The sequence below is a fragment of the Tabrizicola fusiformis genome (genome assembly GCF_013328815.1).
In the GTDB taxonomy this organism is placed as follows: Bacteria; Pseudomonadota; Alphaproteobacteria; order Rhodobacterales; family Rhodobacteraceae; genus Fuscibacter.
In genome coordinates this window covers 42,510-67,184 of record NZ_JABUHN010000015.1, presented here as the reverse complement: position 1 = coordinate 67,184, position 24,675 = coordinate 42,510, and the positions used below count along the sequence as shown (strand labels likewise).

The window sequence follows — 24,675 nt, the reverse complement described above, 5'->3', positions numbered from 1 at the left end:
ATGGGTCTGCTCATGCACGCCGGCTACCACGCTGGATTCACGAGATGAATCCCTCACGGGATTTGTGCAACAGAGCCGGTCCTGACCCTAGATATGATGAAATCTAATCGCGGCAGCGAGAAAAATATCGGGCTAAGAAACGTTCTAACATTCTCTCGAAGCGTGACATGGGTTATACAGAATATCAGAGGCAAAGATGTGCGCTTTGAAACCTGGTATGAACAGCACCAGAAAAGGATGCAGAATGACAGAGTATTTAGATACTTTAAGGAAGCGCGCAATAACCTTGAAAAACAGGGGCGGATTGAAACCGCCGTCAGCGCAACCATAATTGTTACACCCGAAGACTGGAGAGCGATCGACCTGACGAAGCCGCCTGGGGCAGAAGATTTTTTCCTTGCCGATCATTTAGGCGGCTCAGGTTGGGACATCCCCTTACCGAACGGAGAAAAGTTGAAATACTATGTTAATCTGCCCGAAAGTGTCGCAAAAATTGACATCTTCTTTTCCGGTGATTTGGCAAATAAATTTTTATCAGAAAACCATCAATCAACCATTGAGCTTGCAAAATACATCTTAGATGAGCTAGGAAAGATCGTCGACGATGCGCGCACTTTTTTTCTACTGCAAGAGCCATCGCAAACGTATTCGGGCAAGCGCCTTCCACCTTTCCTTAAAGTGATAAAATAGTCGGTGAGGGGCCCCCTCACCGACTAAACCGCTTATACTTCACCCGCTTCGGCTCAATGCTGTCCGGCCCCAACCGGCGCACCTTGTCCGCCTCATAGGCTTCAAAGTTGCCCTCGAACCACTCCACATGGGCGTCGCCTTCGAAGGCCAGCATATGGGTGCAGAGGCGGTCGAGGAAGAAGCGGTCGTGGCTGATGATGATGGCGCAGCCGGCGAAATCTTCGATGGCCGATTCCAGCGCCTGCAGGGTTTCCACGTCCAGATCGTTGGTCGGTTCGTCCAGCAGCAGCACGTTGCCGCCCGAGCGCAGCAGTTTGGCCATGTGGACCCGGTTGCGCTCGCCGCCCGACAAGAGGCCGACCTTCTTTTGCTGATCGGTGCCCTTGAAGTTGAAGGCGCCGGTATAGACCCGGCTGTTCATCTGCATGTCGCCAAGCTGGATGATTTCCGACCCGCCCGAGATTTCCTCCCAGACGTTCTTGTTGGGGTCCAGCGCGTCGCGCGACTGATCGACATAGGAAAGCTGCACGGTATCGCCCAGCGTGATGGTGCCCTCGTCCGGCGTCTCTTGCCCGGTGATCATGCGGAAGAGCGTCGATTTGCCCGCGCCGTTCGGCCCGATCACGCCGACGATGGCCCCCGGCGGGATGGTGAAGGACAGGTCTTCGATCAGCAAACGGTCGCCCATGGCCTTCTTCAGCCCGGTCACCTCGATCACCTTGTTGCCCAGACGCTCACCGTTCGGAATGATGATCTGCGCCTGCGTTGCGCGCTCGGTGACGGTCTGGCTGGCCATTTCGTTGTAGCGGGTCAGACGGGCCTTGCCCTTGGCCTGCCGGGCCTTGGCACCGGAGCGGATCCACTCCAGTTCCTTTTCAAGCGCCTTCTGCTTGGACTTGTCCTCGCGCGCTTCCTGCGCCATCCGCTTGGCCTTCTGGTCCAGCCATGCCGAATAATTGCCCTCGTAGGGAATGCCGCGGCCGCGGTCGAGTTCCAGAATCCACCCCGTGATGTCATCCAGGAAATAGCGGTCGTGGGTAACGATCAGGATGGTGCCCTTGTAGTCGATCAGGTGCTTTTGCAGCCAGGCGATGGATTCGGCGTCCAGGTGGTTGGTCGGTTCGTCCAAGAGCAGCATGTCGGGCTTTTCCAGGAGCAGCTTGCACAGCGCGACCCGGCGGCGTTCACCGCCCGACAGGCTTTCGACATTGGCATCGTCGGGCGGGCAGCGCAGCGCGTCCATCGCCACGCCCACGGTTGCCTCAAGCTCCCACAGGTTCTGCGCGTCGATCTGGTCCTGAAGCTGGGCCATCTCCTCGGCGGTCTCGTCCGAGTAGTTCATCGCCAGTTCGTTGTAGCGGTCCAGCACGGCCTGCTGTTCGGCCACGCCCAGCATGACGTTTTCCTTCACCGTCAGCGCCGGGTCCAGATAGGGCTCTTGCGCGAGATAGCCGACCTTGGCGCCTTTGGCGGCCCAAGCCTCGCCTTTGAAATCCTTGTCGATGCCGGCCATGATCTTGAGCAGGGTGGATTTACCCGCACCGTTGACGCCGACCACACCGATCTTGACCCCCGGCAGGAAGTTCAGGTGGATGTTCTCGAAACAGGTCTTGCCGCCCGGATAGGTCTTCGACACGCCTTCCATGTGGTAGACATACTGATACGACGCCATTTCGCTGCTCCTGATCGCTGGTTGGCCCCCATGTAGCGGCAAGGGGCCTTGGCTGCAACGGTCAGAGGGGCTTGGTGAACCAATGCGTGGCGGGAAATCCGGTATAGGGCGCGGTCTCGGTCCAGCCATCGCGGCGGTAAAGCGCGATGGCCTCGCCCAGCGCCGCATTGGTGTCAAGGTTGAGCCGCTGATAGCCCAGCGCGCGGGCCTGATCCTCGACCGCGCGCATCAGGCGGCGGGCAAGGCCAAGGCCCCGCGCCGCCGGGTCCACCCAGAGCCGCTTCACCTCACCCAGCCCCGGCGCCAGCGGCTTGAGCGAGACACAGCCCACCGGCAGCCGGTCGCACCAGGCCAGCAGGAACACACCCGCGGGCGGGCGGAACAACCCGGCGTCCGGGTCGGGATCGGGCACCACGGCGGCGGAAACCCCCGGCACCCGCTCGGACAACAGCCGGAAATAGGCGGCAAGACAGGCGCGCGCCGCCGCATCCTCGGGGTCGGCCACGGCAATCTCGATCCGATCCGAATTCAGCGTCACCGCCACCAGATCCATTGCCGCCAGCAGGGCCGCATGGTGGCGCGGCGCACGCGCCAGCATCCGCGCCGCCATCGCATCGTTCAGCCGGTCATAGGCGGCCTTCTCGGCCCGCCCCGCCGGGGTCAGAACCGCCCGCCGCCGTCGCCGGTCTGCCGGATCCGCCTCGACCAGTGCCAGCCCCTCCGCCTCAAGCCCGCGCAAGAGGCGGCTCATCAGCCCGGAATCGAGCGCCAGTTCGGCGCGGATTTCGGCCACATCGCGCCCGCCCTCCGCAATCGCCCACAACACCCGCGCCGCACCCAAGGGCCGCCCCCGGCCCAGAAAGGATTCCTCCATCGCGCCGGTCTCCCGGGTGACGGCGCGGTTGAACCGGCGGATGCGGGCAAGGTCAGACATCATCAGACTCTGGTCAGGGGTATTATCTGACTATTGTCAGAAATAAGTCAGACCGCAAGCTTTCATCTTGACCCCGGCCGCCAGCACAGGGCGCAAAGATCAAATATTCTTGACAGCCCCGGCACCCGCCCCGAAACAGTCACATCCGCAGCAAGGACCGCCGATGCCGATTGCCCGCGCCCATTTTCTCGACGCGCTGGCCCGGGTTCGCCGGGGCGAAACGGGCACGTTCCGCAGCCCTTCGCGCAGCCATTATGTGATCGACCCGGCCGACAATGAACCTTGGGATCTCAAGCCCGTGGTCGGGCTGGCCATGGAACTGGCCGGCATTCCTGTGACGCGCGGGGCAGAGCGGCTGATGGACTCCCGCCAGATGCAATTGCACATGCAACACCATCTGCCCGAGATCGCCCTGATCAGCTTTCAACCGCTGCGCCATCGCCGGATCGGCCTTGGCCTTGGCCACCCCGAGGCAGGTGCCGTGGACTGGGACGAGGCGGTGGTGGAGGCAGCGCGCTCGCCCGCCCTCTCTCCCGCAGCCGCGACGCGGGCCGAGGTGTTGCGGCATATCCGCGCCGCATGGGTTCGCCAGCAGGCGCTGTGGCGCGCCGCCGGTCATTGCGGCGATTGCGGACGCCCCGCCCCCTTCATGACCCCGCAGGGCCGGCCTTTTCTGGAGGTGCATCATATCCTGCCCCTTGGCCGCGGCGGTCCTGATACGCTGGCCAATGTCATCGCGCTTTGCCCGAACTGCCACCGCCAGCGTCACCATGGCCCCGGGGGCCTTGACACATGAGAGCCGGCTTCCCCCCCGCCAGCCCGGGCATGGTGATCGGCCTTTTGGGCGGGTCGTTCGACCCTGCGCATGAAGGCCATGCCCATATCAGCCGCGAGGCGCTCAAGCGGTTGGGGCTGGATCAGGTCTGGTGGCTGGTCACGCCGGGCAATCCGCTGAAACCCCGCCAGCCGGCACCGATGGCCGACCGGATGGCGCGGGCGCGGGCGGTGCTGAAAGACCATCCGCGCATCAGGGTCACCGATCTGGAAAGCCGCCTTGGCACCCGGCTGACCGCCGATACCATCGCGCGGCTGCGGGCGATTTACCCGGGGGTCACCTTCGTCTGGCTGATGGGGGCGGACAATCTGGTGCAGTTCCACAAATGGGCGCGCTGGCGCGACGTTCTGAACGCCGTGCCGGTGGCGGTTCTGGCGCGGCCCGGTTCGGGCGTGGCGGCCCGGCTTTCGGTGGCGGCGCGGACCTATGGCACGCACCGGGTTTCGCGCGGCAAGGCGCTGGCCTTCGATCCGCCGCCAAGCTGGCTCTTCGTCGATCTGCCGATGAACGGCGCCTCGTCCAGCGAAATCCGGGCGCGCGGCGAATGGAAAAGCCCGGCGGCGGTGCTGACGCAGCCGTGACAGATTGTTCCCGCCCCGCCGCTTGATCCGCCCGCCCAGCGCCGTTAGGCAATTGGGGCGGAGGTGCCCCGGGGTGAACGACAGACTGACAAGACGTGGCCTGATGGCGGGCGGGTTCGGCGCATTCCTTGCCGGGGCCACGGCACCGCTCTGGGCCGAGGCGCCCGCGACCACGCCCTTTCCGCGCCCACGACCGGGCACGACCGCCGCTCCGGGCGAAGACATCGCCCGCCTGATCCGCGACGCAAAGCTGGGCGGTGCAACCGGGCTGATCCTGGCCGATGCCGGCACTGGCAAGGTGCTGGAAGAATACGGCGCCGACCTGCCGCTGCCGCCCGCCAGCACGGCCAAGACCATCACCGCGCTATACGCGCTGGAACGGCTGGGGGCCGACCACCGCTTTGTCACGCGGGTTCTGGCCACCGGCCCCTTGGTGAACGGCCAGATCGCGGGCGATCTGATCCTTGCAGGCGGCGGTGACCCCACGCTGGACACCGACGATCTGGGCGACATGGCGGCGGCCTTGCGGGCCGCCGGGGTGCGGTCGGTTTCGGGGCGTTATCGGGCCTATAGCGGTGCGCTGCCCGACCTGCCCCGCATCGCCGCCGACCAGCCCGAGCAGGTGGGCTATAACCCCGGCCTTTCCGGCCTGATCCTGAATTTCGGCCGGGTCTATTTCGAGTGGAAGAAGGCGGGCGACGGCTGGGCCATTTCGATGGATGCAAGGGGGGAGCGGTTTGCGCCCAAGATCGACCTGACCCGCATGGACCTTGCCCCGCGTGAGACGCCGCTCTTCACCTACCGCCTGCGCGAGACGACCGAGGATTGGACCGTGGCGCAGGCCGCCCTTGGCACCGAAGGCAGCCGCTGGCTTCCGGTGCGCCGCGCCGCGCCCTATGTCGCCGAGGCATTCCGCGCCCTTTGTGCCGCACAGGGCATCGCCCTGCCCCGGGCGGAACCGCTGACCGCGCTGCCCGAGGCCGCCCGCGAACTGGCCCGGCATGAAAGCGAGCCGCTGGACGCCGTGCTGCGCGGGATGCTGCGCTGGTCCACCAACATCACCGCCGAGGCGGTGGGGCTTGCCGCCTCCGGCGCGGGCACGCTGCGCGGTTCGGGCCGCGCGATGAGCGATTGGGCGGCGCGGCATCTGGGCCATCCGGGCGATTTCGTCGATCACTCCGGGCTGGGGGCGGCAACCCGCGTCACCGCGCGCGGCATGGCCGAGGCGCTGCGGCAGGGGCAGGCCCGCACCTCGGGGCACAACCTTGCCGCCATCCTGCGCGACATGGGAATGCGCGACGGCGAGGGGCGCGCGGTGGAAAACCACCCCGTCAGGGTGCGCGCCAAGACCGGAACGCTGAACTTTGTCTCGGCCCTTACGGGGTTCATCCAGCCGCCCAAGGGCCGCGAACTTGCCTTTGCAATTCTGTCAGCCGACCCGGACCGGCGGGCGGCCCTGCCGATGGAAGACCGCGAAAGCCCGCCGGGCGGTGAGGCATGGCTGAAACGAGCACGCAAGTTGCAGGGCCAGCTTCTGCACCGCTGGGGCGAACGCTATGTCTGAGGGCGGTCAGGGCCGCATGTGCCGCACCCGGGCGCCCCATTCGATGGCGGCGGCGTGCAGTCGGTCGATATGCAGCTCGTGCCGCACCTCTTCCAGCATCCGCAGCTCGACCTCGTTGTGCTTGCCGTCCGCCGTGACCACATCGCAGGCCAGCGCATAGGCGGTTTCGTTCAGCCGCTCGGGCAGCGCCTCGCGGATCAGGCCAAAGAGGGCGTCCAGCCCGTCTTCTTCCTCGAACAGGTCAAACACGATCTGGCTGATCCGCCGCACCCGGTCGAGGTCATAGCCGGCAAAGACCGGCATATGGTTGACCATGCGCTGAATCGCCACCAGCTCGGCGGTCCGCATGTTCTGGTCCGAGGCCGAACAGGCCACCATCACGGCGACCAGCGCATCCTGCGCGGACATGGGGGGAGTTTCGGTCATCGCGGCGGCCTCTTTGCAAACGGACCTGCAACCTAGGGCCGGCAAGACATTGCGGCAAGGGGCGACGCCCGCCGCACGGTTGCGTTTTGTCCCGCAATGCCGTTTCTTGGCCCCAGGCCCGCAAGGGTGCGCGAACCCACAGGAACCCCGGATGAAACACCTTACCCTGAGCGGCCTTGCCGCAATTGCTCTGGCACTCGTCTCTGGCCCCCTTGCGGCGCAGGAAGGCGACACCACCGATCTTGAGATTTCCGGCAAGGTCGAATGGACCTTTGGCGACACGGCTTTGTCCTATGTCACCTCCAGCTCGGTCTATGACACGATGCGCGTGGGTTCGGGTTCCGTCACGCCGGTCAATCCCGACGACACCGGCCCCGATGCGAAAAAGCTGCTGACCGTGATGGCGACAGAAAGCATCGAGGGCGGCGGGCTCTTCAGCATCGGCATCGAATACACCGCCGATCCGGCAAAGGACGGCGTGGTGGGCCGGGTCGATTACACGCCCGACCCGATGGCGACCGCGCTGTGGGTCAATGGCGCGGCGGGTGTGGCCCCGGTCACCGTGACGCTTGACAGTTTTGCCTTCGATGGCGCGACGGGCAAGGTTTCGGGCAGCTTTGCCGGTGACCTGTGCAAGGCGGCCGACTGGGACACGCCGCCCGACCCCAAGGATTGCACCGCGATCAAAGGCAGCTTCGTGACCGATCTTTACGCCGGGCTGTAAGTCCGCCCTGCCCCGCCGCCGCCCTGCGATTGTTGACGTTGCAGGGCCGCGGCACTAAGGGGGCAGGGTCCGGGGCACAGGGTTCCGGGCCGGAATGAGGATTGCACGATGACCACCCTGCGCGATGCGGCACTGAAGTCGAAGGCCTGGCCCTTTGAAGAGGCACGCGCGGTCCTCAAACGTTACGAAAAGAAAGACCCCGAAAAGGGCTATGTGCTGTTTGAAACCGGCTATGGCCCCTCGGGCCTGCCGCATATCGGCACCTTTGGCGAGGTCGCGCGCACGACGATGATCCGCCGCGCGTTCGAGGTGATTTCCGACATCCCGACCCGTCTGATCTGTTTTTCCGACGATGTGGACGGAATGCGCAAGGTGCCGGAAAATGTGCCGCAGCAAGAGATGCTGCGCCAGCACATGCAAAAACCGCTGACCTCTGTTCCCGACCCTTACGGCCAGTTCGACAGCTTCGGCGCCCATAACAACGCCATGCTGCGCCGGTTCCTCGACACGTTCGGCTTTGAATATGAATTCATCAGCGCCACCGAATTCTACAAATCGGGCCGCTTTGATGACACGCTGAAGCTGGCGACGGAACGCTATGACGCGATCATGAAGATCATGCTGGCCTCCTTGCGCGAAGAGCGGCAGCAGACCTATTCCTGCTTCCTGCCGCTCCACCCGGAAACCGGGCGGGTTCTCTATGTGCCAATGAAGCATGTTGATGCGGTGAACCACACCATCACCTTTGACGATGAAGACGGCCGCGAATGGACCCTTCCCGTCACCGGCGGCCATGTAAAGCTGCAATGGAAGCCCGATTTCGGCGCCCGCTGGGCCGCGCTGGGGGTGGATTTCGAGATGTATGGCAAGGACCACTCGACCAACACCCCGATCTATGACGGCATCTGCGAGGTGCTGGGCGGGCGCAAGCCGAACCACATGACCTATGAGCTGTTCCTTGATTTCGAGGGCCAGAAGATCTCGAAATCCAAGGGCAACGGGCTGACCATCGACGAATGGCTGACCTATGCGGCTTCGGAAAGCCTCAGCTACTTCATGTATCAGAAGCCGAAAACGGCCAAGCGGCTGTGGTGGGATGTGATCCCCAAGGCGGTGGACGAATATCATCAGCAGTTGCGCGCCTATCCGACGCAAGACATCGAGCAGCAGGTGAACAACCCGGTCTGGCACATCCACGGCGGCAAGCCGCCGGGATCGAAGATGGTGGTGCCCTTTGCGATGTTGCTGAACCTCGCCTCGGTGGCCGGGGCCAAGGATGCCAAGGGGCTCTGGGGCTTCATCAAACGCTATGCGCCCGAGGCGAGCCCGGAAACCCACCCCGATCTCGATGCCGCCGCGGCCCATGCGCTGCGCTACTTTGCCGACAAGATTGCGCCCACCCGGGTGTTCCGCCTGCCGTCGGACATGGAACGCGCGGCGATTGCCGATCTGCGGGCGCGGCTGGTGGCCTTTGACGGGCCGGTGGATGACGAAGCGCTGCAGAACATCTGCTATGCGGTCGGCAAGGATCATGGGTTCGAGCCGCTGCGCGACTGGTTCAAGGCGCTGTATGAGGTGCTGCTGGGGGCCAGCGAAGGCCCGCGCTTTGGCGGCTTCATCGCGCTGTATGGGCTGGACGAGACCGTTGCGCTGATCGACCGGGCGCTGGCGGGCGAATTGGTGGCCTGATCCTGCAAGGCGGGCGCGGCGGTCCTGAACGACCGCCGCGCCCGCTTGACCCCGGGCCTTGGCGCCCTACCCTTCTGTCCTGATCCGACAGGAGGTTTCCATGCACCGCCTTGCCATCCTGCTTGCCCTTGCACCTGTGATTGCCGCCCTGGAGGCGGGCGCCCAGAGCGACCCGGTTCAGGCCCCCATCCTGCAACAGTTCGATGCCTTCCGCGCCGGGGATATGGCGCTGGCCTTCAGTTTTGCCAGCCCGACCATCAAGGGCATTTTCGGCACACCCGAGAATTTCGGCGCCATGGTCGCGCAGGGCTATCCGATGGTGCATCACCCCGGCAGCGTGCGGATGCTGGAGAGGCGCAGCGAAGGCGGGCGGCTTTACCAGCGGGTGATGGTGACCGATCAGGCCGGGCGCGGGTATCTTCTGGATTATGAGATGATCGAGACGCCGGAGGGCTGGCAGATCAACGGCGTCAGCCTGTTGCCCGCGCCGGGGGTGGGTGCCTGACGGGGGTGCCTCTGGCTGGCGGCGATGCCTCCGGCAGGAGTATTTCGAAAGGTGCAAATGGCAAGTCAGGCAGTTTTCGGGCGGTGGGCCTTGATCCGGGCGGGGTCGGTTTCAATCCGGGCGGCGCCGATCAGGTCAAGGCAATAGGGCACGGCGGCGAAGACGGCATCGAGGCTGGAGCCGATCGCATTGGGGCTGCCGGGCAGCGTGATGATCAGGGTCTTGCCGCGCACGCCCGCGCCCTGCCGCGACAGGATCGCGGTGGCCACCACACGCAGGTTGGCGGTCCGCATCGCCTCGCCAAAGCCGGGAAGGTCGAAGTCGATCACCGCCGCGACGCCTTCGGGGGTGCGGTCGCGCGGTGCGGGGCCGGTGCCGCCGGTGACGAGGATCAGGTCAGCGCCCCATGTGTCGGCCAGATCGGTGAGCGCGGCAGCGACGGGGGCGGCGCCATCTTCGGTTATCTGGCGCAGGATTTCGACGGGGGTGGTGATGACCGCGCGCAGCCAGTCTTCGCAGGCGGGGCCGCCGCGGTCTTCGTATGCGCCACGGGCGGCACGGTCGGACACGGTCAGGATGGCGATACGGGCGGTCATGACAGCGCCCCCGCCGTGGCCCAGCGCAGTTGTTGAGTTTTTTCGACCGCGCAGGGGCGCAGGGTGCGCAGCCGGGCAAGGGCCGCCTGCGGTTCTTCGCCCGCGTCAATCATCAGGCGCAGCACCGCGGCGCCGGATCGGCCGCAGCCGCCCATGCAATGCGCCAATATCCGCCCGCCCCCGTCGAGGATCTCGCTCGCCCGTTCGGCAATCAGCATCCAATGCGTGGCCAGCGTCTCATCCGGGGCAGTGAAATCGGCCAGCGGCAGAAACGCCCAGCCGATGCCGGCGGCGGCCAGATCATCGCCCAGCCTGCCCGCGCCTTTGCGCGCCATCTCTTCCCCGGTGGTCAGCGAAATCACCAGCGCCGGGCCCCAGCCGCAGAGCGCCGCCAGATCGGCCGCATAATCGCCCTCGCGCCCCGGCAGCGGCGACAGGCCCGCCACGCCCGCCCGCAGCGGCACTTCGGTAATGCTGAATGCCATAGGGCCTCCGATGGTTTACGCCGGGGATGCGGCGCCTTAGGTTGGAAGGGATCGATTCCCCCGCGAGGCAAGATGACGGACGCCCCAGAGCAAGGCTATCAGGTTCTTGCGCGCAAATACCGCCCCGAGACCTTTGCCGATCTGGTCGGGCAAGAGGCGATGGTGCGCACGCTCAAGAACGCCTTCGCGGCGGACCGGATCGCCCATGCCTTCATCATGACCGGCATCCGCGGCACCGGCAAGACCACCACGGCGCGGATCATCGCCAAGGGGCTGAACTGTGTCGGACCCGATGGCAAGGGCGGCCCCACGACCGAGCCTTGCGGCAAATGCGACCCTTGCCGCGCCATCGCCGAGGGCCGCCATGTCGATGTGATGGAGATGGACGCGGCCAGCCGCACCGGCGTCGGCGACATTCGGGAAATCATTGATTCTGTTCATTATCGCGCCGCTTCAGCCCGCTACAAGATCTATATCATCGACGAAGTTCACATGCTCTCCGGCTCTGCCTTCAACGCGCTGTTGAAGACGCTGGAAGAGCCGCCTGCGCATGTGAAATTCATCTTCGCCACCACCGAAATCCGCAAGGTTCCGGTCACGGTCCTGTCGCGCTGCCAGCGGTTCGACCTGCGCCGGATCGAGCCGGAGGTGATGCTGGGCCTGCTCCGCAAGATCGCCGCAGCCGAGGGCGCGCAGATTGCCGACGATGCGCTGGCGCTGATCACCCGGGCCGCCGAAGGGTCGGCCCGCGATGCGACCTCGCTTCTGGATCAGGCGATCAGCCACGGCTCGGGCGAGACCTCGGCCGCGCAGGTGCGCGCCATGCTGGGCCTGGCCGACCGGGGCCGGGTGCTGGACCTCTTCGAGCGGATCATGGCCGGGGCAGCGGCCGATGCGCTGAACGAGCTTTCCGGACAGTATTCCGACGGCGCCGACCCGATGGCAGTGCTGCGCGATCTGGCCGAGATCACCCATTGGGTTTCGGTGATCAAGATCACACCCGAGGCCGCCGACGACCCCACGGTGCCGCCGGATGAACGGGCGCGCGGGCTGGACCTTGCGGCGCGGCTGCCGATGCGGGTGTTGACGCGGATGTGGCAGATGCTGCTCAAGGCCATCGAAGAGGTGGCACTGGCGCCCAATGCGATGATGGCGGCCGAAATGGCGGTGATCCGGCTGACCCATGTGGCCGACCTGCCCGACCCGGAAACCCTGATCCGCAAGCTGCAGTCGGAACCGCGCCCGCCGATGCCGGGTGGAGCGCCTGCGGGCGGTGGCGGTGGCACGCTTCATGCCCCGATGATGCGCGCACCGATGGCGCCTGCGCGCGGGCCGGCCATGGCCGCCACGGCGCCCCTGCTGGCCGAAGGGCAGTTGCAGGTTTACAGTGGCTTTCCGCAGATCGTCGAACTGATCCGCGAAAAGCGCGACATGAAGCTGCTCTATGAGGTGGAAACCGGGCTGCGGCTGGTCCGCTATGCGCCGGGCCGGATCGAGTTTGAACCGGCGCCTGGGGCCGTGCCCGACCTTGCCGCGCGGCTTTCGCAGCGGTTGCAGGGCTGGACCGGCGCGCGCTGGGGGGTTTCGGTGGTTTCGACCGGCGGGGCGCCCACCATCTCCGAAGACCGCGACCGCGAAGAGGATGCCGCCCGCGCCGAGGCAATGGCGAACCCGCTGGTGATGGCCGTGATGGCGGCCTTTCCGGGGGCGAAGATCGCCGAAATCCGCACGCCCGAGGCGCTGGCCGCCGAAGCCGCGGCCCAGGCCCTGCCCGAGGTCGAAGACGAATGGGATCCGTTCGAGGACGGGTAGGATGGGCAATATTGCCCATCCCGCGGGCGACGCCTATCTTGGACGCATGATTTGAGGAGATATGGCGATGCTGAAAGGGCTGGGCGGGCTTGGCGATATGGCCAAGATGATGAAAGCCGCGACCGAGATGCAGTCGAAACTGGCCGAGATGCAGGCCGATCTGGCCCGCGTCGTGGTGGTGGGCGAATCCGGGGCCGGTCTGGTCAAGGCGCGCTGCACCGCCAAGGGCGAGGTGACGGGGCTGGACATCGACGCTTCGATTCTGGTGCCGACCGAAAAGGAAGTGCTGGAAGATCTGATCCTTGCCGCGATCAAGGACGCACAGGCCAAGGCCGCCGGAAGGCAAGCCAGCGAGATGCAAAAGATGGCCGAGGGGCTGGGCCTGCCGCCCGGCATGTCGCTGCCGTTCTGAGATGGAGGAAACCCGCGACATCGAGGCGCTGATCGAGCTGATGGCCCGGCTCCCGGGGCTTGGCCCCCGCTCGGCCCGGCGCGCGGTTCTGGCCTTGCTCAAGAAGCGCGGGCAGTTGATGGCCCCCTTGGCCCAGGCCATGGCGACCGTGGCGCTGAACGCCCGCGATTGCGCGGTCTGCGGCAACATCGGCACGGCGGACATCTGCCCGATCTGCGCCGATCCGGCCCGCGCTACCGGCGAAATCTGCGTGGTCGAGGATGTGGCCGACCTTTGGGCGATGGAGCGGACCGGCGCCTTCAAGGGGCGCTATCATGTGCTGGGCGGCACGCTTTCGGCGCTGGACGCGGTGGGGCCGGAGGAGTTGGGCATCCCCCGCCTTCTGCGCCGCGTGGCCGAAGACGGTGTGGGCGAGGTCATTCTGGCGCTGAACGCCACGGTGGATGGCCAGACCACGGCACATTACATCGCCGATGCGCTGGCCGCGACTTCGGTGCAGCTTTCCTCGCTGGCGCAGGGTGTGCCGATCGGCGGAGAGCTGGACTATCTCGACGATGGCACCATCGGTGCGGCGCTGCGGGCGCGGCGGCGGTTTTAGAGCCTGTCCGGGCCCCCTTGAAATCAAGCGAGCGAAAATTGCCTTCGAGCATCCGCGAGGGGCCGCGAATTTCGCTTCGGATCGAACCGGACACGCTTGAGCTTTCCCAGATTTGGCCCAAGTTGTGCCGCAATCGACGCCGAATCCTTGTCCGGTAGGACAGGAGGCAACAATGGCGGCAATCGCGGTGATTCTGGGCGGCGGCTTGGGCTTCATGGCTGCCTTGGTGACATGGGCCGTCGGTCTGCCCTTCGTCACCGGGTTGGGGGTCTGGTCTCTGGGCGGTGCCGGAGTGGCAGCATTGTTGTTGCTGGCAAGCGGCGGGCGCAGGGAAGAAACCGTTTCGCTTTCGACCGAAAGCGTCTGAGCGCGCCGATTTTTCTTGAAACGCCGGGGAAACGGCCCCATATCCAACCTGCGACGTTATCTACACTCGATCCCTGTCTCCGATTTCCGGCCACAGCATTCGACTAAAGCTGACGGTGCCGGGCTGCTGCAATCTCGCGGGCGGCATATCTAGAGGAGACTTCACGATGGCCAAGGGCACCGTGAAATGGTTCAATGAAACCAAGGGCTACGGCTTCATTGCCCCGGAAGGCGGCAAGAAGGACGTGTTCGTTCACATCACCGCGCTGGAGCGCGCTGGCCTGCGTGGTCTGAAGGACGGCCAAGCCGTGACCTTCGACATCGAAGCCGGTCGTGACGGCCGCGAATCGGCGACCAATCTGTCGCTGGCGTAATTTCGCTGCTCAAGAATTGAAAAGGCGGGCCCCGGTGGCCCGCCTTTTTCATTTTGGCTCAGGCAGTTTCAGGCCGCCTTGTGCGAATTTCCGATCATGCGCGCCGCCAGACGGTCGCGCAGCGCATGTTCAAAGCCCACCCGCAGCGACACGCTGGACAGGGGCGCGCGCAGTTCGGTTGCCGCGTCGCGGCCATCGGGGAAGCGTTGCTGCCGGCATTCGGCGCTGATCAGGATGACCGGCACCCGCCGCACGGTTTCGCCCAGCATGGCAAAGGCTTTGCGGCCCACCTCGATCCCGCCGAGCGAATCGCAGTCGATCACGAACAGGCCGAACTCCACCGGATCGTCGATCACCGTGGAGAGCGCGGTAAACAGCTCTTCCTCCACCGCGACACGGCCACCAAGCCCGGCCAGTCGCCGCACGATCGGCCCGTCAAGCGGTTGCCGCGTCAAAAGCAGCACGCGAATGCCGAAACCGACGAGTGCCGCCTCTTCCTGTTCGATTGCCCGGATGAACTGCATGATAACCCCCGTGACCCTGACCCTGCCGACTCTGCCGGGCTGGTGTGGCAAAACTATGAGCGATTTTCGGCAATTCCGTCGCAACCGGACAGGCGCAGACAGCGAACCCTGTCACGATGCGCGAAGACCGGCATCACAGGCATCAGCATGGCAGCGCCCGATTACCAAAGCCTTATCGACGCCCCGACCTGGGCCTTTATCCGGGCGACCGATGCTGCCTATCCGCCCGACACCGCCAGTCTGACTATCGCCGAACAGCGCGCGATCTATGACGACATGTGCCGCACCTTTCATCGCGGCTATCCGCCCGGGGTGACGGCGCGTGACCATGCGATTGCCGGCGTGCCCTGCCGCGATTTCGCCGGGGCGGGGCCGGTGGTTCTGTATCTGCATGGCGGCGGCTTCGTGGTGGGGGGGCTTGAAAGCCATGACGATGTCTGCGCCGAAATCTGCGCCCGCACTGGGCTGCGGGTGGTCTGCGCCGATTACCGCCTGTCGCCTGAACACCGCCACCCGGCGGCCTTTGACGATGCCTGCGCCGTGGCCCGTGCCCTGCTGGCCGGGGGGCCGATCCTGCTTTGCGGCGACAGCGCGGGGGGCAACCTGTGTGCCGCCGTGGCCCATGCGCTGCGCGGGGCGGCAATTTTGGGCCAGGTGCTGATCTATCCCGGTCTTGGCGGCGATCCTGACCAAGGCAGCTATCTGACCCATGCCCATGCGCCGATGCTGACGCGCGATGATGTCCTCTTCTACAAGGACATCCGCCACGGCGCCCCGCCGCCGCAAGGCGATGCCACCGTCAGCCCCTTGCAGGACCGCGATTTCAGCCGTCTGCCGCCGACGCTGGCGATTTCCGCCGAATGCGACCCGCTGGCCGATGATGCCCGCGATTATGCTGCCCGCCTGACCGCAGCCGGGGGCCGCGCGGTCTGGGTGCAGGAGCCGGGCCTTGTCCACGGCTATCTGCGCGCCCGCGCCAGCGTGCCGCGCGCTGCTGCCAGTTTCGACCGCATTGTCACCACCCTTGCCGCCATGGCGGCAGATCATTGGCCCGAAGGAGAGACCCGATGAACGCCCATGCCAACCTGACCCATCAGGCGGACCGCGCCGACCTTGCCGCCGCCTTCCGCTGGACCGCCCGGCTGAACATGCATGAGGCGGTGGCGAACCATTTTTCGCTGGCGGTAAACCCCGAAGGCACGCGGTTCCTGATCAACCCCAATGGCCGGCACTTTTCCCGCATCAAGGCCAGCGACCTTCTGGAGCTGGACGCGGACGACGCCGAGACGATGAACCGCCCCGATGCGCCCGATCCCACCGCCTGGGGCCTGCATGGCAGCATCCACCGCGCCCTGCCCCATGCGCGCTGCCTGATGCATGTGCATTCCATCCATGCCACGGTTCTGGCCAGCCTTGCCGACAGCCGCCTGCCCGCCATCGACCAGAACACCGCGATGTTCTTTGACCGGCAGGTGGTGGACGAACATTACGGCGGCATGGCATTCGAGGAAGAGGGCGCGCGCTGTGCCCAACTGCTGGCCGATCCGAAGATTTCGGTGATGATCATGGGCAACCATGGCGTGCTGGTGGTGGGCCGCACGGTGGCCGAAACCTTCAACCGGCTGTATTACTTCGAACGCGCGGCCGAGACCTATATCCGCGCGTTGCAAACCGGCAAACCCTTGCGCGTGCTGCCCGATGCCGTGGCGGAAAAGACCGCGCAGGAATGGGAAAACTACCCGGGCTTTGCCACGCTGCACCTGCGCGAGATGAAGGCGATCCTTGACGAGGAAGGCAGCACCTACGCAGCCTGAAACCATCAGGCGGTAAAGAACGGCGCCGCCTTCATCGAGGGCGGCACCGACACCCCCAGCCGCGTCAGGATCGACGGCGCCAGCGCAAGCTGGTCCAGCACCACATCCTTGCCCGGCATCTTGCTGTCGCCAAAGTAATAGAAGGCGAAATCCTGCTGCGCCTCACCCGTGCCGCCGTGATGGCCGCGGGCATCCTGCCCATGGTCGGCGGTCACGATCACCTCATATCCCGCGGCGCGCCAGCGGTGCAGGAAGGGCGCCAGCATCGCATCCATCACATAGCAGGCATTATCCATCTCTTCGCAGTCGTGATAGAAACGGTGCCCCATGCTGTCGAGCGTGCAGGTATGCAGGATGCCGTAGTCGATCCCCTTCACCTCGGCCAGCCGGGTCAGCGTGGCGAACAGATCCACATCCGAGGGCGTCATCTGGTTGATGTTGCCATAGCCGGTCATGGTGTGGAAACGACCGTGGTGGATCGGGCCTTCCGGTTCGTCATATTCGATGTCGCGGACCAGATCGAACGGGCTGCGGTTGAACAATTCCGACCAGAAACTGTGGGTGACCGCGCCGGTTTTCCGCCCCGCCTTGGACAATTCCGAGAAGATGTCGGGTTGCTCCAGCCGATAGACCGCCTCATTCCCCCAGACCCGATGCACCTGCGGCGGTACCCCGGTATGGATCGAGGCATAGCAGGAGGCCGAGGTGGAGGGCAGCGTCGCCCGCATCCGCCAGACCCGCGCCATCCCCTGCGCCACCCAGCCTTCGAGATTGCCGAAGAGGCGCCGCCAGTTGGCATAGGGCACGCCATCAAGGATGATCAGCAGCAGTTTGCGGCCATTGGGCATCACGGTCTCCTTGCCCCGCGCGGCGGATGCCTCCGGCGGGGATATTTAGGCCAAGATGAAATCAGTTCCCGGCGCTTTCCATCTTGCGGTGGGCCAGCACCTGTTCCAGCCAGCCAAGGCGCATTTCGGGCACCGAGGACAGAAGGAGGTCGGTGTAATCGTCGAAGGGCGGCGCCAGAACGTCGCTCTTCTGGCCGTAGCGGACCACCTGCCCCTTGAACATCACCGCAATGCGGTCGGCGATGGCGCGGACCGTGGCAAGGTCATGGGTGATGAAGAGATAAGCCACGCCTTCCTGCGCCTGCAGGTTCAGCAACAGCTTCAGGATGCCGTCCGCCACAAGCGGATCAAGCGCCGAAGTCACCTCGTCGCAGATGATCAGCTTTGGCTTCGCCGCCAGCGCCCGGGCGATGCAGACGCGCTGTTTCTGGCCGCCCGAAAGTTCGGCCGGATAGCGGTTTTCATAGCCCTTGCCCATCTCGATCTGTTCGAGAAGCTCTTGCAGCCGCTTGCGTTTCGCCTCGCCCTTGAGGCCGAAGTAGAACTCAAGCGGGCGGCCGATGATGGTGCCGACCGTCTGGCGCGGGTTCATCGCGGTGTCGGCCATCTGGTAGATCATCTGCAATTCCCGCAGATCATCCTTGGTGCGGCCCGCCAGATCGGCCGAAAGCGTGCGCCCGGCAAAGGTGATGCGACCCTGACCGGGCGGCAGCAGGCCGGTGATCGCACGAGCCAGCGTCGATTTGCCCGAGCCGCTTTCGCCCACCACCGCCAGCGTCTGACCGGGGGCCAGATCGACGGTGACATTCTTCAGCACGTCGAAATTGGTGCCACGATAGCGCGCGGTCACATTGGCGACCGACAGCACCGGCGCGGCCGGCCCCTTCTCGGCATGGTCGATCGAACGGACCGAGACCAGCGCACGGGTATAATCCTCACGCGGGGTATTGATGATCTGGTCGGTGGTTCCGTATTCCACCTTTTTGCCGTGGCGCAGCACCAGAATGTCATCGGCCACCTGTGCCACAACCGCAAGGTCATGGGTGATATACAGCGCCGCCACCCCGGTTTCATGGATCGCCCGCTTGATCGCCGCCAGCACGTCAATCTGGGTCGTCACATCCAGCGCCGTGGTGGGTTCGTCAAAGATCACCAGATCGGGTTTCGGGCACAGCGCCATCGCCGTCATGGCCCGCTGTAACTGCCCGCCGGACACCTGATGCGGGTAACGCTCGCCGAATGTATCGGGATTGGGCAGGCCAAGCTGGGCAAACAGGCTTTTCGCCCGCGCCTCGGCCTCGGCCTTGGACATCAGCCCATGGGAAAGCGAGGTTTCGATCACCTGCTCCATCAGGCGCCGGGCCGGGTTGAAGGCCGCCGCCGCCGATTGCGCGACATAGGTCACCTCGCGCCCGCGCAGAGCCCGCAGCGCCCCTGCCCCGGCCTGACGGATGTCGCGGCCGTTCAGCAGTATCTGCCCGCCCGTCAGCCGCACCCCGCCCCGGCCATAGGCCATGGCAGAAAGGCCGATGGTGGATTTTCCGGCGCCCGATTCACCGATCAGGCCCAGCACCTTTCCCTTTTCAACGCTGACCGAGACATCCTCGACCAGCGTGACATGTCGGGGCGGCTCTCCGGGGGGGTAGGATGTCGCCTCGATCTTGAGGTTCTTGATCTCGAGAAGCGTCTCAGGCACCGCGGCCCCCTTTCAGGCTGGTGGTGCGGCTGAGAATCCAGTCCGCCACGAGGTTCACCGAAATCGCCAGCGCGGCAATCGCCAGCGCGGGCATCAGAGCGGCGGATTTGCCATAGACCAGCGCATCCTTGTTTTCCTTGACCATGCCGCCCCAATCCGCCAGCGGCGGCTGGATGCCAAGACCAAGGAAGGACAGGGTCGAGATGAACAGCACCGCAAAGATGAAGCGCAGCCCGAATTCGGCCACCAAGGGTGAGAGCGCATTGGGCAGCACTTCACGGAAGATCACCCATCCCTTTCCCTCACCCCGCAAGCGGGCCGCCTCGACGTAATCCATCACGGTGATGTCCACGGCCACCGCCCGCGACAGGCGAAACACCCGCGTCGCATCCAGAATGCCCATCACCAGAATAAGCACCGTCAGGTTGATCGGCAGCACCGACAGCACCACCAGCGCGATGATCAGCGAGGGGATCGCCATGACCAGATCGACCAGCCGCGACAGAAGCTGATCCACCCAGCCGCCTTGCGTCGCCGCGAGAAAGCCCAGAAAGGCCCCCAGCGAAAAGGCCAGCAAAGATGAGGCGGTGGCGACGAAAATGGTGATCTGGCCGCCATAGATCATCCGGCTCAGGATATCGCGCCCGATGGTGTCGGTGCCCAGCCAGTATTGCGCCGAAGGCCCCTCCCACACGCCGCCCACGGCGGCATCCAGCGGATAAGGCGCGATGAAATCAGCAAAGATCGCTGCCAGAAAGAAGGCGCCGGTAAAGATCATGCCCAGAAGGGCCGAGAGCGGAATTCTCATTTCGGGTGCCTCAATCGCGGGTTGGCGACGATCGAGATGACGTCGGCAAGGATGTTCAGCCCGATATAGACGGCGGCAAAGATCAGCCCCACCGCCTGCACCACCGGCAGGTCGCGCTTCGACACATGGTCAACCAGATATTGGCCAAGGGCGTTATAGCTGAACACCACCTCGACCACGACGACGCCGACCACCAGATAGGCCAGGTTCAGCACCACGACCGAAACGATGGGCGCGATGGCATTGGGGAAAGCGTGCTTCCAGATCACCTGCATCGGCGACAGGCCCTTCAGTTCGGCCGTTTCGATATAGGCCGATTGCATGACGTTCAGGATCGCCGCGCGGGTCATCCGCATCATATGGGCCAGCACCACCAGAACCAGCACGATCACCGGCAGGGCCACGGCGTGCAGCTTTTCCCAGAACCCCATGCCCGGGAAGACCATCGCCACCGGGTTGAAGATCGGAATCAACTGCGTCAGCAGATAGATCACGAAATAGGCCGCCACGAACTCGGGCAGCGAAATCGTCGAAAGTGTGATGCCCGAGATCAGCTTGTCCGGCCATCTGCCGGCATAGCGGGCCGCCACCAACCCCAGAAGGATCGCCAGCGGCACCGAGATCACCGCCGCGCAGGCGGCAAGGAAGATGGTGTTACCAAGGCGTTGGCCGATGGCCTGCGCAATGTCCTGCCCGTTGGTCAACGCCGTGCCAAGGTCACCCGTCAGCACCCCGCCAAGCCACGAGAAATAGCGGTAGAGCGCCGGCTCGTTCAGACCCAGCTTGTCACGCAGGTTCGCCAGCGCCTCGGGCGTGGCGGATTGGCCAAGGATGGCGCTGGCCACATCCCCCGGCAGCGCCTCGGTGCCGGCGAATATCACCACCGAGACGGCCAGAAGGAGCAGCAGGCCCAGCGCAATCCGCTGGGCCACGAGTTTCAGGACGGGGTGCATCCCGGCCTCAGGCGTTCAGCCAGCACTTGGCCAGCGCGCGCCCGTTCATCAACTCGCCGTTCGGGTCGGGCTGCCAGCCGCCAACTTCATCCCGCTTGGCTTCAACGAAATCGTTGAACATCGGGCAGATCAGCCCGCCCTCGTCGCGCAGCAGGTTGGCGAGTTCGGAATACATCGCCTTGCGCTTGGTGGCGTCCAGCTCGGCCCGGGCCGCGATCAGCACCTCGTCGAACTTGGGGTTTTTGAACTTGGTGTCGTTCCAGTCGGCGGTCGAGAGATAGGCCGTCGAATACATCTGGTCCTGCACCGGGCGGCCGCCCCAATAGCTGGCGCAGAAGGGCTGCACGTTCCACACATCCGACCAATAGCCGTCATCGGGCTCCAGCTTGACCGTCAGCGGGATGCCCGCCGCATTGGCCGAAGCCGCGAAGAGTTGCGCCGCCTCGACCGCACCGGGGAAGGCGCCGGGCGCGGTGCGCAGTTCGATCGGGCTGCCGTCATGGCCGGATTTCTTGTAGTATTCCGCCGCCGCCGCCGCATCATATTCGCGCTGCGGAATGGTGTCGTCAAACAGGGGATAGGCCGAGTTGATCGGGAAGTCGTTCCCGCGCGAGCCATAGCCGCCCAGAATCTTGTCCACCATTTCCTGCCGGTTGATCGCCAGCTTCAGCGCCATGCGCAGGTCGTTGTTGTCAAACGGCGCCTTGTCCACATGCATGATGAAGACATAATGCCCACGTCCAGCGACATGCTGGATCGAGATGCCCGGGGCACCTTTCAGCAGTTCGATGATCTTGGGGTCCACCCGGTTGATCATCTGGACCTGACCCGCCTGCAGCGCGGCGGTGCGGGCGGTGTTGTCGTTGATCACAAGGATTTCGACCTGATCGGCATGGCCCATCGTGCTGTCGAAATAATTGGCGTGCTTTTCAAAGCCATGGCGCACGCCCGGCTCGTTCACCACCACCTTGTAGGGGCCGGCGCCGATGCCTGCCGCCGGATTGTCCACACCACCGCCGGGCTGGATGATCAGGTGATAATCGGCCATCAGGAAGGGAAGGTCGGCATTACCCGAAGCCAGAGTCAGGGTGACCATATCACCCTCGGCCTTCATCTCGGTGATGCCCTTGACGATGCCCAGCGCGCCGGATTGCGCCTTTTCATCGGTATGGCGCTTCAGCGTAGCCACCACATCATCCGCCGTCACGGTGGCGCCGTTGTGATATTCAACGCCCGAACGGATCTTGAATTTCCATTCCTTGGCATCGGGCGAGGAGGAGATTTCCTCGGCAATGCGATAGTCGATCTCGCCCTTGGCGTTCACGTCCACCAGCATTTCGCCCCAGATCATGTTGACCGCAAAGGGCACTTCCGAAGCGGCCAGCGCCGGGTCCAGCGTGTTGGTTGACTCGCCCCCCTGCATCCCCGCGCGCAGAAGCCCGCCCTTCTTGGGTTCTTCGGCGCGCGCCGCGGTGGCGAACATGCTGGACGCGACGGCAGCCGAAACGCCCAAGGCGGCGGCGCGGCTGTTGAACTCGCGGCGGGTCATGCGGCCCTTGGCGGCCATGCGGGCCAGATGGCTCAGTTGGTCGGTCATGGTCTTCTCCCTGTCTTGCCCCACTTTTCGGAGGCCATTTCGTTTATTTTCAAGCAGTAGAAACCGATTCTTCGCTCAGGCAAAGAAGAATCGCTCAGACAAAGCGGCGCGGCACCTCAGAGTTGTAATGGCGGTCAAAGACCTGCTCCTCACCTTCCCACGCGGTCAGACGGGCGCGGAAAACCAGATGGGTCGCGGTGCCGGTCATCTCGGCCTCGGCCCGGGTCTTCACCGCCCAATCGCCGCGCGACAGGCGCTGTTCCCAGACATGCACCGCGCGGGCCGAAAGCGGGTCGTCGGGGTGAATGTCCCAAAGCTCGCTCATGGTTTCGCCGGTGCAAAGACCGTGGTCCAGATTCTCGGCGTCCCCCAGATCGTCACTGATCACCAGCGCCACGCGCCCGGTGATCAGGTCGGTCTCGATCTTGCGGGTGGTCTTGCCTGCCCGCAGCACCTTGTGCGCCCAAGGGCTTGCCGCCTCCGGTCCCGGCGGCTGCCATTCCGGCCCGCTGCCCTGATGCACCGGCAGGTCAAGCGACCCGCCCGTCACCGTGATCCGCCCCGCCTCGGGCGAGGGCCAGACGAACGGCCAATAGGCATTCGACAGGGCCAGCCGCAGCCGGTGCCCCGGCGCCAGCCGATAGGCCATCTGGTCAAGGTCAAAGGCCACCTCCACCGCCTGCCCCGGCACCATCAGCTGCGGCTGCTCGGCCCCGCCCCGATGGCACAAATTCAACATTCCATGCGCGATCCGCACCGATGCCCCATCCGGCGCCACATCGCACAGCCGCGCCACGACAAAGCCCAAAGGTTTGTCCGAAGCCAGCCGCAGCACCAGCCGCGCCGCACCCAGCACCTCCAGCGGCGCCTTCAGCACGGCGCCGTCAAAACAGAGCGACAGCGCATCGTCGCCCGCCTGATCCCCCGGCATCTCGGCATTCAGCCCCATGGGAAAGAACTCGCCCGTCTGCATCCCCAGATGCTGCGGGCTGGCGATCTCGGCCCGGAATGCAATTTCATCTTGGCCCAAATATCCCGGGGCCCGGGGCAGCGCCCCGGTGCCGACGTCAGCCCCCAAGTGCAACACCTGCCGCCCCACCCGCCGCGAGGGCCATTCCGCTTCGGCCACCCAATGGCCTGCCCGGTGGCGCGGGCTGGCATCCGGCGGTTCGGAATGCAGCATATAGGCGCGATAGGGTGCATCGCCCTCGGCCCCGTTCTCGATACCCTTCAGCCAGCGGTCCCACCAGCGGATTGCCAGTTGCAGAAAACCGATCTGCGGCCCCGGCACGGCGGTATGGGGATATTGATGCACCCAAGGCCCGACAATCGCCTGCACCGGCCCGGCGCAGCCCGCCACCAGCGCCGCTGAGGTGTTCATGTAATTGTCGGCCCAGCCGCTGATTGACAGCACCGGCACCGTCATCCGCCCGAAATCCTCGCAGACCGAGCCGTGTTTCCAGTAATCGCCGCGCTCTTGCAGCCCGGCCCAGCGCGGCGCCAGAAACGGCTCCGCCTCAAGCCGTTTCAGCCATTCCTCGCGCCAGTCCGCCCGCAGCGCGGGGTCCGGCGGGCGGCTGGAATAAGACAGCATCACCGCCCCCCAGCCGAAATTCTCGCCCAGAAGGCACCCGCCCTTGTAATGGATGTCATCGGCAAAACGGTCGGTGGTCGAGCAGACCGAGATCACCGCCTTCAGCGCCGGCGGCTGCAAGAACGCCGTCTGCAGGCAGTTGAACCCGCCCCAGCTCTTGCCCATCATCCCCACCGTGCCCGAACACCACGGCTGCGCCGCCAGCCATGCGATCACCTCGCAGGCATCCGACAACTCCTGCGCGGTATACTCATCGGCCATCAGACCGTCGCTGTCGCCATTGCCGCGCATATCCACCCGCACGGTGGCATAGCCATGGCCAGCCACATAGGGGTGCATCAATGCGTCGCGTGGCGTGGTGCCGTCACGTTTGCGATAGGGGATATATTCCAGCACGGCGGGCACCGGATTTGCTCCGGCATCATCGGGCATCCAGACACGCGCCGACAAACGGCAACCATCGGACAGCGTGATCCCCATATCCGGCGTCTCGACAACGCGGTGGGGAAACGCGGTGACGGTCTGCATCAAGGGCTTCTCCTGTGTGATGCCGCATTGGGCACCCCAAGGCCGGGGAA

Annotated in this window: 26 protein-coding genes; 14 read left to right on the top strand and 12 right to left on the bottom strand. The window is 65.0% G+C overall.

Going from position 1 to position 24,675, the window contains the following annotated elements; genetic code table 11:
- Nucleotides 1–96 precede the first annotated feature (96 nt).
- Nucleotides 97–690 carry a hypothetical protein gene (locus tag HS053_RS18840; protein WP_174212791.1) on the top strand — a complete coding sequence of 198 codons (594 nt, stop codon included), beginning with the start codon at nt 97–99 and terminating at the stop codon, nt 688–690.
- Between the two features lie 16 nt (nt 691–706).
- Here HS053_RS18840 and ettA read toward each other — a convergent pair whose 3' ends face one another.
- Entirely contained in the window at nt 707–2,362 is a 1,656-nt protein-coding gene (gene ettA, locus HS053_RS18835; RefSeq protein WP_174212790.1) for an energy-dependent translational throttle protein EttA, read from the bottom strand.
- Nucleotides 2,363–2,423: 61 nt separating this feature from the next.
- Nucleotides 2,424–3,296, bottom strand: coding sequence for a bifunctional helix-turn-helix transcriptional regulator/GNAT family N-acetyltransferase (locus tag HS053_RS18830; protein WP_241699936.1), 873 nt, complete (start codon nt 3,294–3,296; stop codon nt 2,424–2,426).
- Between the two features lie 163 nt (nt 3,297–3,459).
- On the opposite strand from HS053_RS18830, the gene HS053_RS22195 reads away from it, so the two are divergent.
- The 3 genes from HS053_RS22195 (at nt 3,460) to dacB (ending at nt 6,276) form a co-directional block, all read left to right on the top strand.
- Nucleotides 3,460–4,092: an HNH endonuclease gene (locus HS053_RS22195; RefSeq protein ID WP_206677633.1), complete on the top strand. Its 633-nt coding sequence runs from the start codon at nt 3,460–3,462 to the stop codon at nt 4,090–4,092.
- Entirely contained in the window at nt 4,089–4,712 is a 624-nt protein-coding gene (locus HS053_RS18820; protein WP_174212788.1) for a nicotinate-nucleotide adenylyltransferase, read from the top strand. The genes HS053_RS22195 and HS053_RS18820 overlap by 4 nt, the downstream gene beginning before the upstream one ends.
- Before the next feature lie 73 nt (nt 4,713–4,785).
- The gene (gene dacB, locus HS053_RS18815; RefSeq protein WP_347233356.1) at nt 4,786–6,276 is read left to right on the top strand and encodes a D-alanyl-D-alanine carboxypeptidase/D-alanyl-D-alanine endopeptidase; all 1,491 of its coding nucleotides are present in this window, start codon (nt 4,786–4,788) and stop codon (nt 6,274–6,276) included.
- 6 nt (nt 6,277–6,282) lie between these two features.
- Here the strand turns inward: dacB and HS053_RS18810 are convergent, their stop codons facing one another.
- The gene (locus tag HS053_RS18810) at nt 6,283–6,702 is read right to left on the bottom strand and encodes a tellurite resistance TerB family protein (protein ID WP_174212787.1); all 420 of its coding nucleotides are present in this window, start codon (nt 6,700–6,702) and stop codon (nt 6,283–6,285) included.
- A gap of 151 nt (nt 6,703–6,853) precedes the next feature.
- Between HS053_RS18810 and HS053_RS18805 the strand changes: the two genes are divergently transcribed.
- From HS053_RS18805 to HS053_RS18795, 3 genes are all read left to right on the top strand, one after another.
- Entirely contained in the window at nt 6,854–7,426 is a 573-nt protein-coding gene (locus tag HS053_RS18805) for a hypothetical protein (RefSeq protein WP_174212786.1), read from the top strand.
- 108 nt (nt 7,427–7,534) lie between these two features.
- Nucleotides 7,535–9,115, top strand: coding sequence for a lysine--tRNA ligase (locus HS053_RS18800; RefSeq protein WP_174212785.1), 1,581 nt, complete (start codon nt 7,535–7,537; stop codon nt 9,113–9,115).
- Nucleotides 9,116–9,215: 100 nt separating this feature from the next.
- Nucleotides 9,216–9,620 (top strand): DUF4864 domain-containing protein, encoded by a 405-nt coding sequence (locus HS053_RS18795; protein WP_174212784.1) that lies wholly within the window; start codon nt 9,216–9,218, stop codon nt 9,618–9,620.
- Between the two features lie 65 nt (nt 9,621–9,685).
- On the opposite strand, the gene mog is transcribed toward HS053_RS18795, so the two are convergent.
- Nucleotides 9,686–10,216, bottom strand: coding sequence for a molybdopterin adenylyltransferase (gene mog / locus HS053_RS18790; protein ID WP_174212783.1), 531 nt, complete (start codon nt 10,214–10,216; stop codon nt 9,686–9,688).
- Complete coding sequence (locus tag HS053_RS18785; RefSeq protein ID WP_174212782.1) at nt 10,213–10,701, bottom strand: phosphatase domain-containing protein; 489 nt, start codon at nt 10,699–10,701, stop codon at nt 10,213–10,215. Before HS053_RS18785 ends, mog begins: the two co-directional genes overlap by 4 nt.
- Before the next feature lie 72 nt (nt 10,702–10,773).
- On the opposite strand from HS053_RS18785, the gene HS053_RS18780 reads away from it, so the two are divergent.
- From HS053_RS18780 to HS053_RS18760, 5 genes are all read left to right on the top strand, one after another.
- A complete protein-coding gene (locus tag HS053_RS18780; protein ID WP_174212781.1) occupies nt 10,774–12,513 on the top strand; it encodes a DNA polymerase III subunit gamma/tau in 1,740 nt (579 codons plus the stop codon).
- A gap of 67 nt (nt 12,514–12,580) precedes the next feature.
- Entirely contained in the window at nt 12,581–12,925 is a 345-nt protein-coding gene (locus HS053_RS18775) for a YbaB/EbfC family nucleoid-associated protein (RefSeq protein ID WP_174212796.1), read from the top strand.
- A 1-nt stretch (nt 12,926) separates the two neighbouring features.
- A complete protein-coding gene (recR, locus tag HS053_RS18770; RefSeq protein WP_174212780.1) occupies nt 12,927–13,523 on the top strand; it encodes a recombination mediator RecR in 597 nt (198 codons plus the stop codon).
- Nucleotides 13,524–13,695: 172 nt separating this feature from the next.
- Complete coding sequence (locus HS053_RS18765) at nt 13,696–13,890, top strand: hypothetical protein (protein ID WP_174212779.1); 195 nt, start codon at nt 13,696–13,698, stop codon at nt 13,888–13,890.
- Nucleotides 13,891–14,056: 166 nt separating this feature from the next.
- On the top strand, nt 14,057–14,263 hold the full coding sequence (locus HS053_RS18760) for a cold-shock protein (RefSeq protein WP_108436549.1): 207 nt from the start codon (nt 14,057–14,059) through the stop codon (nt 14,261–14,263).
- 68 nt (nt 14,264–14,331) lie between these two features.
- Here the strand turns inward: HS053_RS18760 and HS053_RS18755 are convergent, their stop codons facing one another.
- A complete protein-coding gene (locus HS053_RS18755) occupies nt 14,332–14,787 on the bottom strand; it encodes a hypothetical protein (protein ID WP_174212778.1) in 456 nt (151 codons plus the stop codon).
- Between the two features lie 147 nt (nt 14,788–14,934).
- Here HS053_RS18755 and HS053_RS18750 point away from each other — a divergent pair, with 147 nt between their 5' ends.
- Nucleotides 14,935–15,858, top strand: coding sequence for an alpha/beta hydrolase (locus tag HS053_RS18750; protein WP_174212777.1), 924 nt, complete (start codon nt 14,935–14,937; stop codon nt 15,856–15,858).
- Nucleotides 15,855–16,601, top strand: a complete 747-nt coding sequence (locus HS053_RS18745) for a class II aldolase and adducin N-terminal domain-containing protein (RefSeq protein ID WP_174212776.1) — start codon at nt 15,855–15,857, stop codon at nt 16,599–16,601. Before HS053_RS18750 ends, HS053_RS18745 begins: the two co-directional genes overlap by 4 nt.
- A 5-nt stretch (nt 16,602–16,606) precedes the next feature.
- On the opposite strand, the gene HS053_RS18740 is transcribed toward HS053_RS18745, so the two are convergent.
- The 6 genes from HS053_RS18740 to HS053_RS18715 all read right to left on the bottom strand — a co-directional run bounded on the left by HS053_RS18740 (nt 16,607) and on the right by HS053_RS18715 (nt 24,625).
- Nucleotides 16,607–17,449, bottom strand: coding sequence for an alkaline phosphatase family protein (locus HS053_RS18740; protein ID WP_174212775.1), 843 nt, complete (start codon nt 17,447–17,449; stop codon nt 16,607–16,609).
- A gap of 61 nt (nt 17,450–17,510) precedes the next feature.
- Nucleotides 17,511–19,145 (bottom strand): nickel ABC transporter ATP-binding protein NikE, encoded by a 1,635-nt coding sequence (locus HS053_RS18735; RefSeq protein ID WP_174212774.1) that lies wholly within the window; start codon nt 19,143–19,145, stop codon nt 17,511–17,513.
- Nucleotides 19,138–19,953: an ABC transporter permease gene (locus HS053_RS18730; protein WP_174212773.1), complete on the bottom strand. Its 816-nt coding sequence runs from the start codon at nt 19,951–19,953 to the stop codon at nt 19,138–19,140. Before HS053_RS18730 ends, HS053_RS18735 begins: the two co-directional genes overlap by 8 nt.
- Nucleotides 19,950–20,906 (bottom strand): ABC transporter permease, encoded by a 957-nt coding sequence (locus HS053_RS18725; protein ID WP_174212772.1) that lies wholly within the window; start codon nt 20,904–20,906, stop codon nt 19,950–19,952. Before HS053_RS18725 ends, HS053_RS18730 begins: the two co-directional genes overlap by 4 nt.
- Nucleotides 20,907–20,913: 7 nt before the next feature.
- Complete coding sequence (locus HS053_RS18720) at nt 20,914–22,503, bottom strand: ABC transporter substrate-binding protein (protein WP_174212771.1); 1,590 nt, start codon at nt 22,501–22,503, stop codon at nt 20,914–20,916.
- 94 nt (nt 22,504–22,597) lie between these two features.
- Entirely contained in the window at nt 22,598–24,625 is a 2,028-nt protein-coding gene (locus HS053_RS18715) for a CocE/NonD family hydrolase (RefSeq protein WP_174212770.1), read from the bottom strand.
- Nucleotides 24,626–24,675 lie beyond the last annotated feature (50 nt).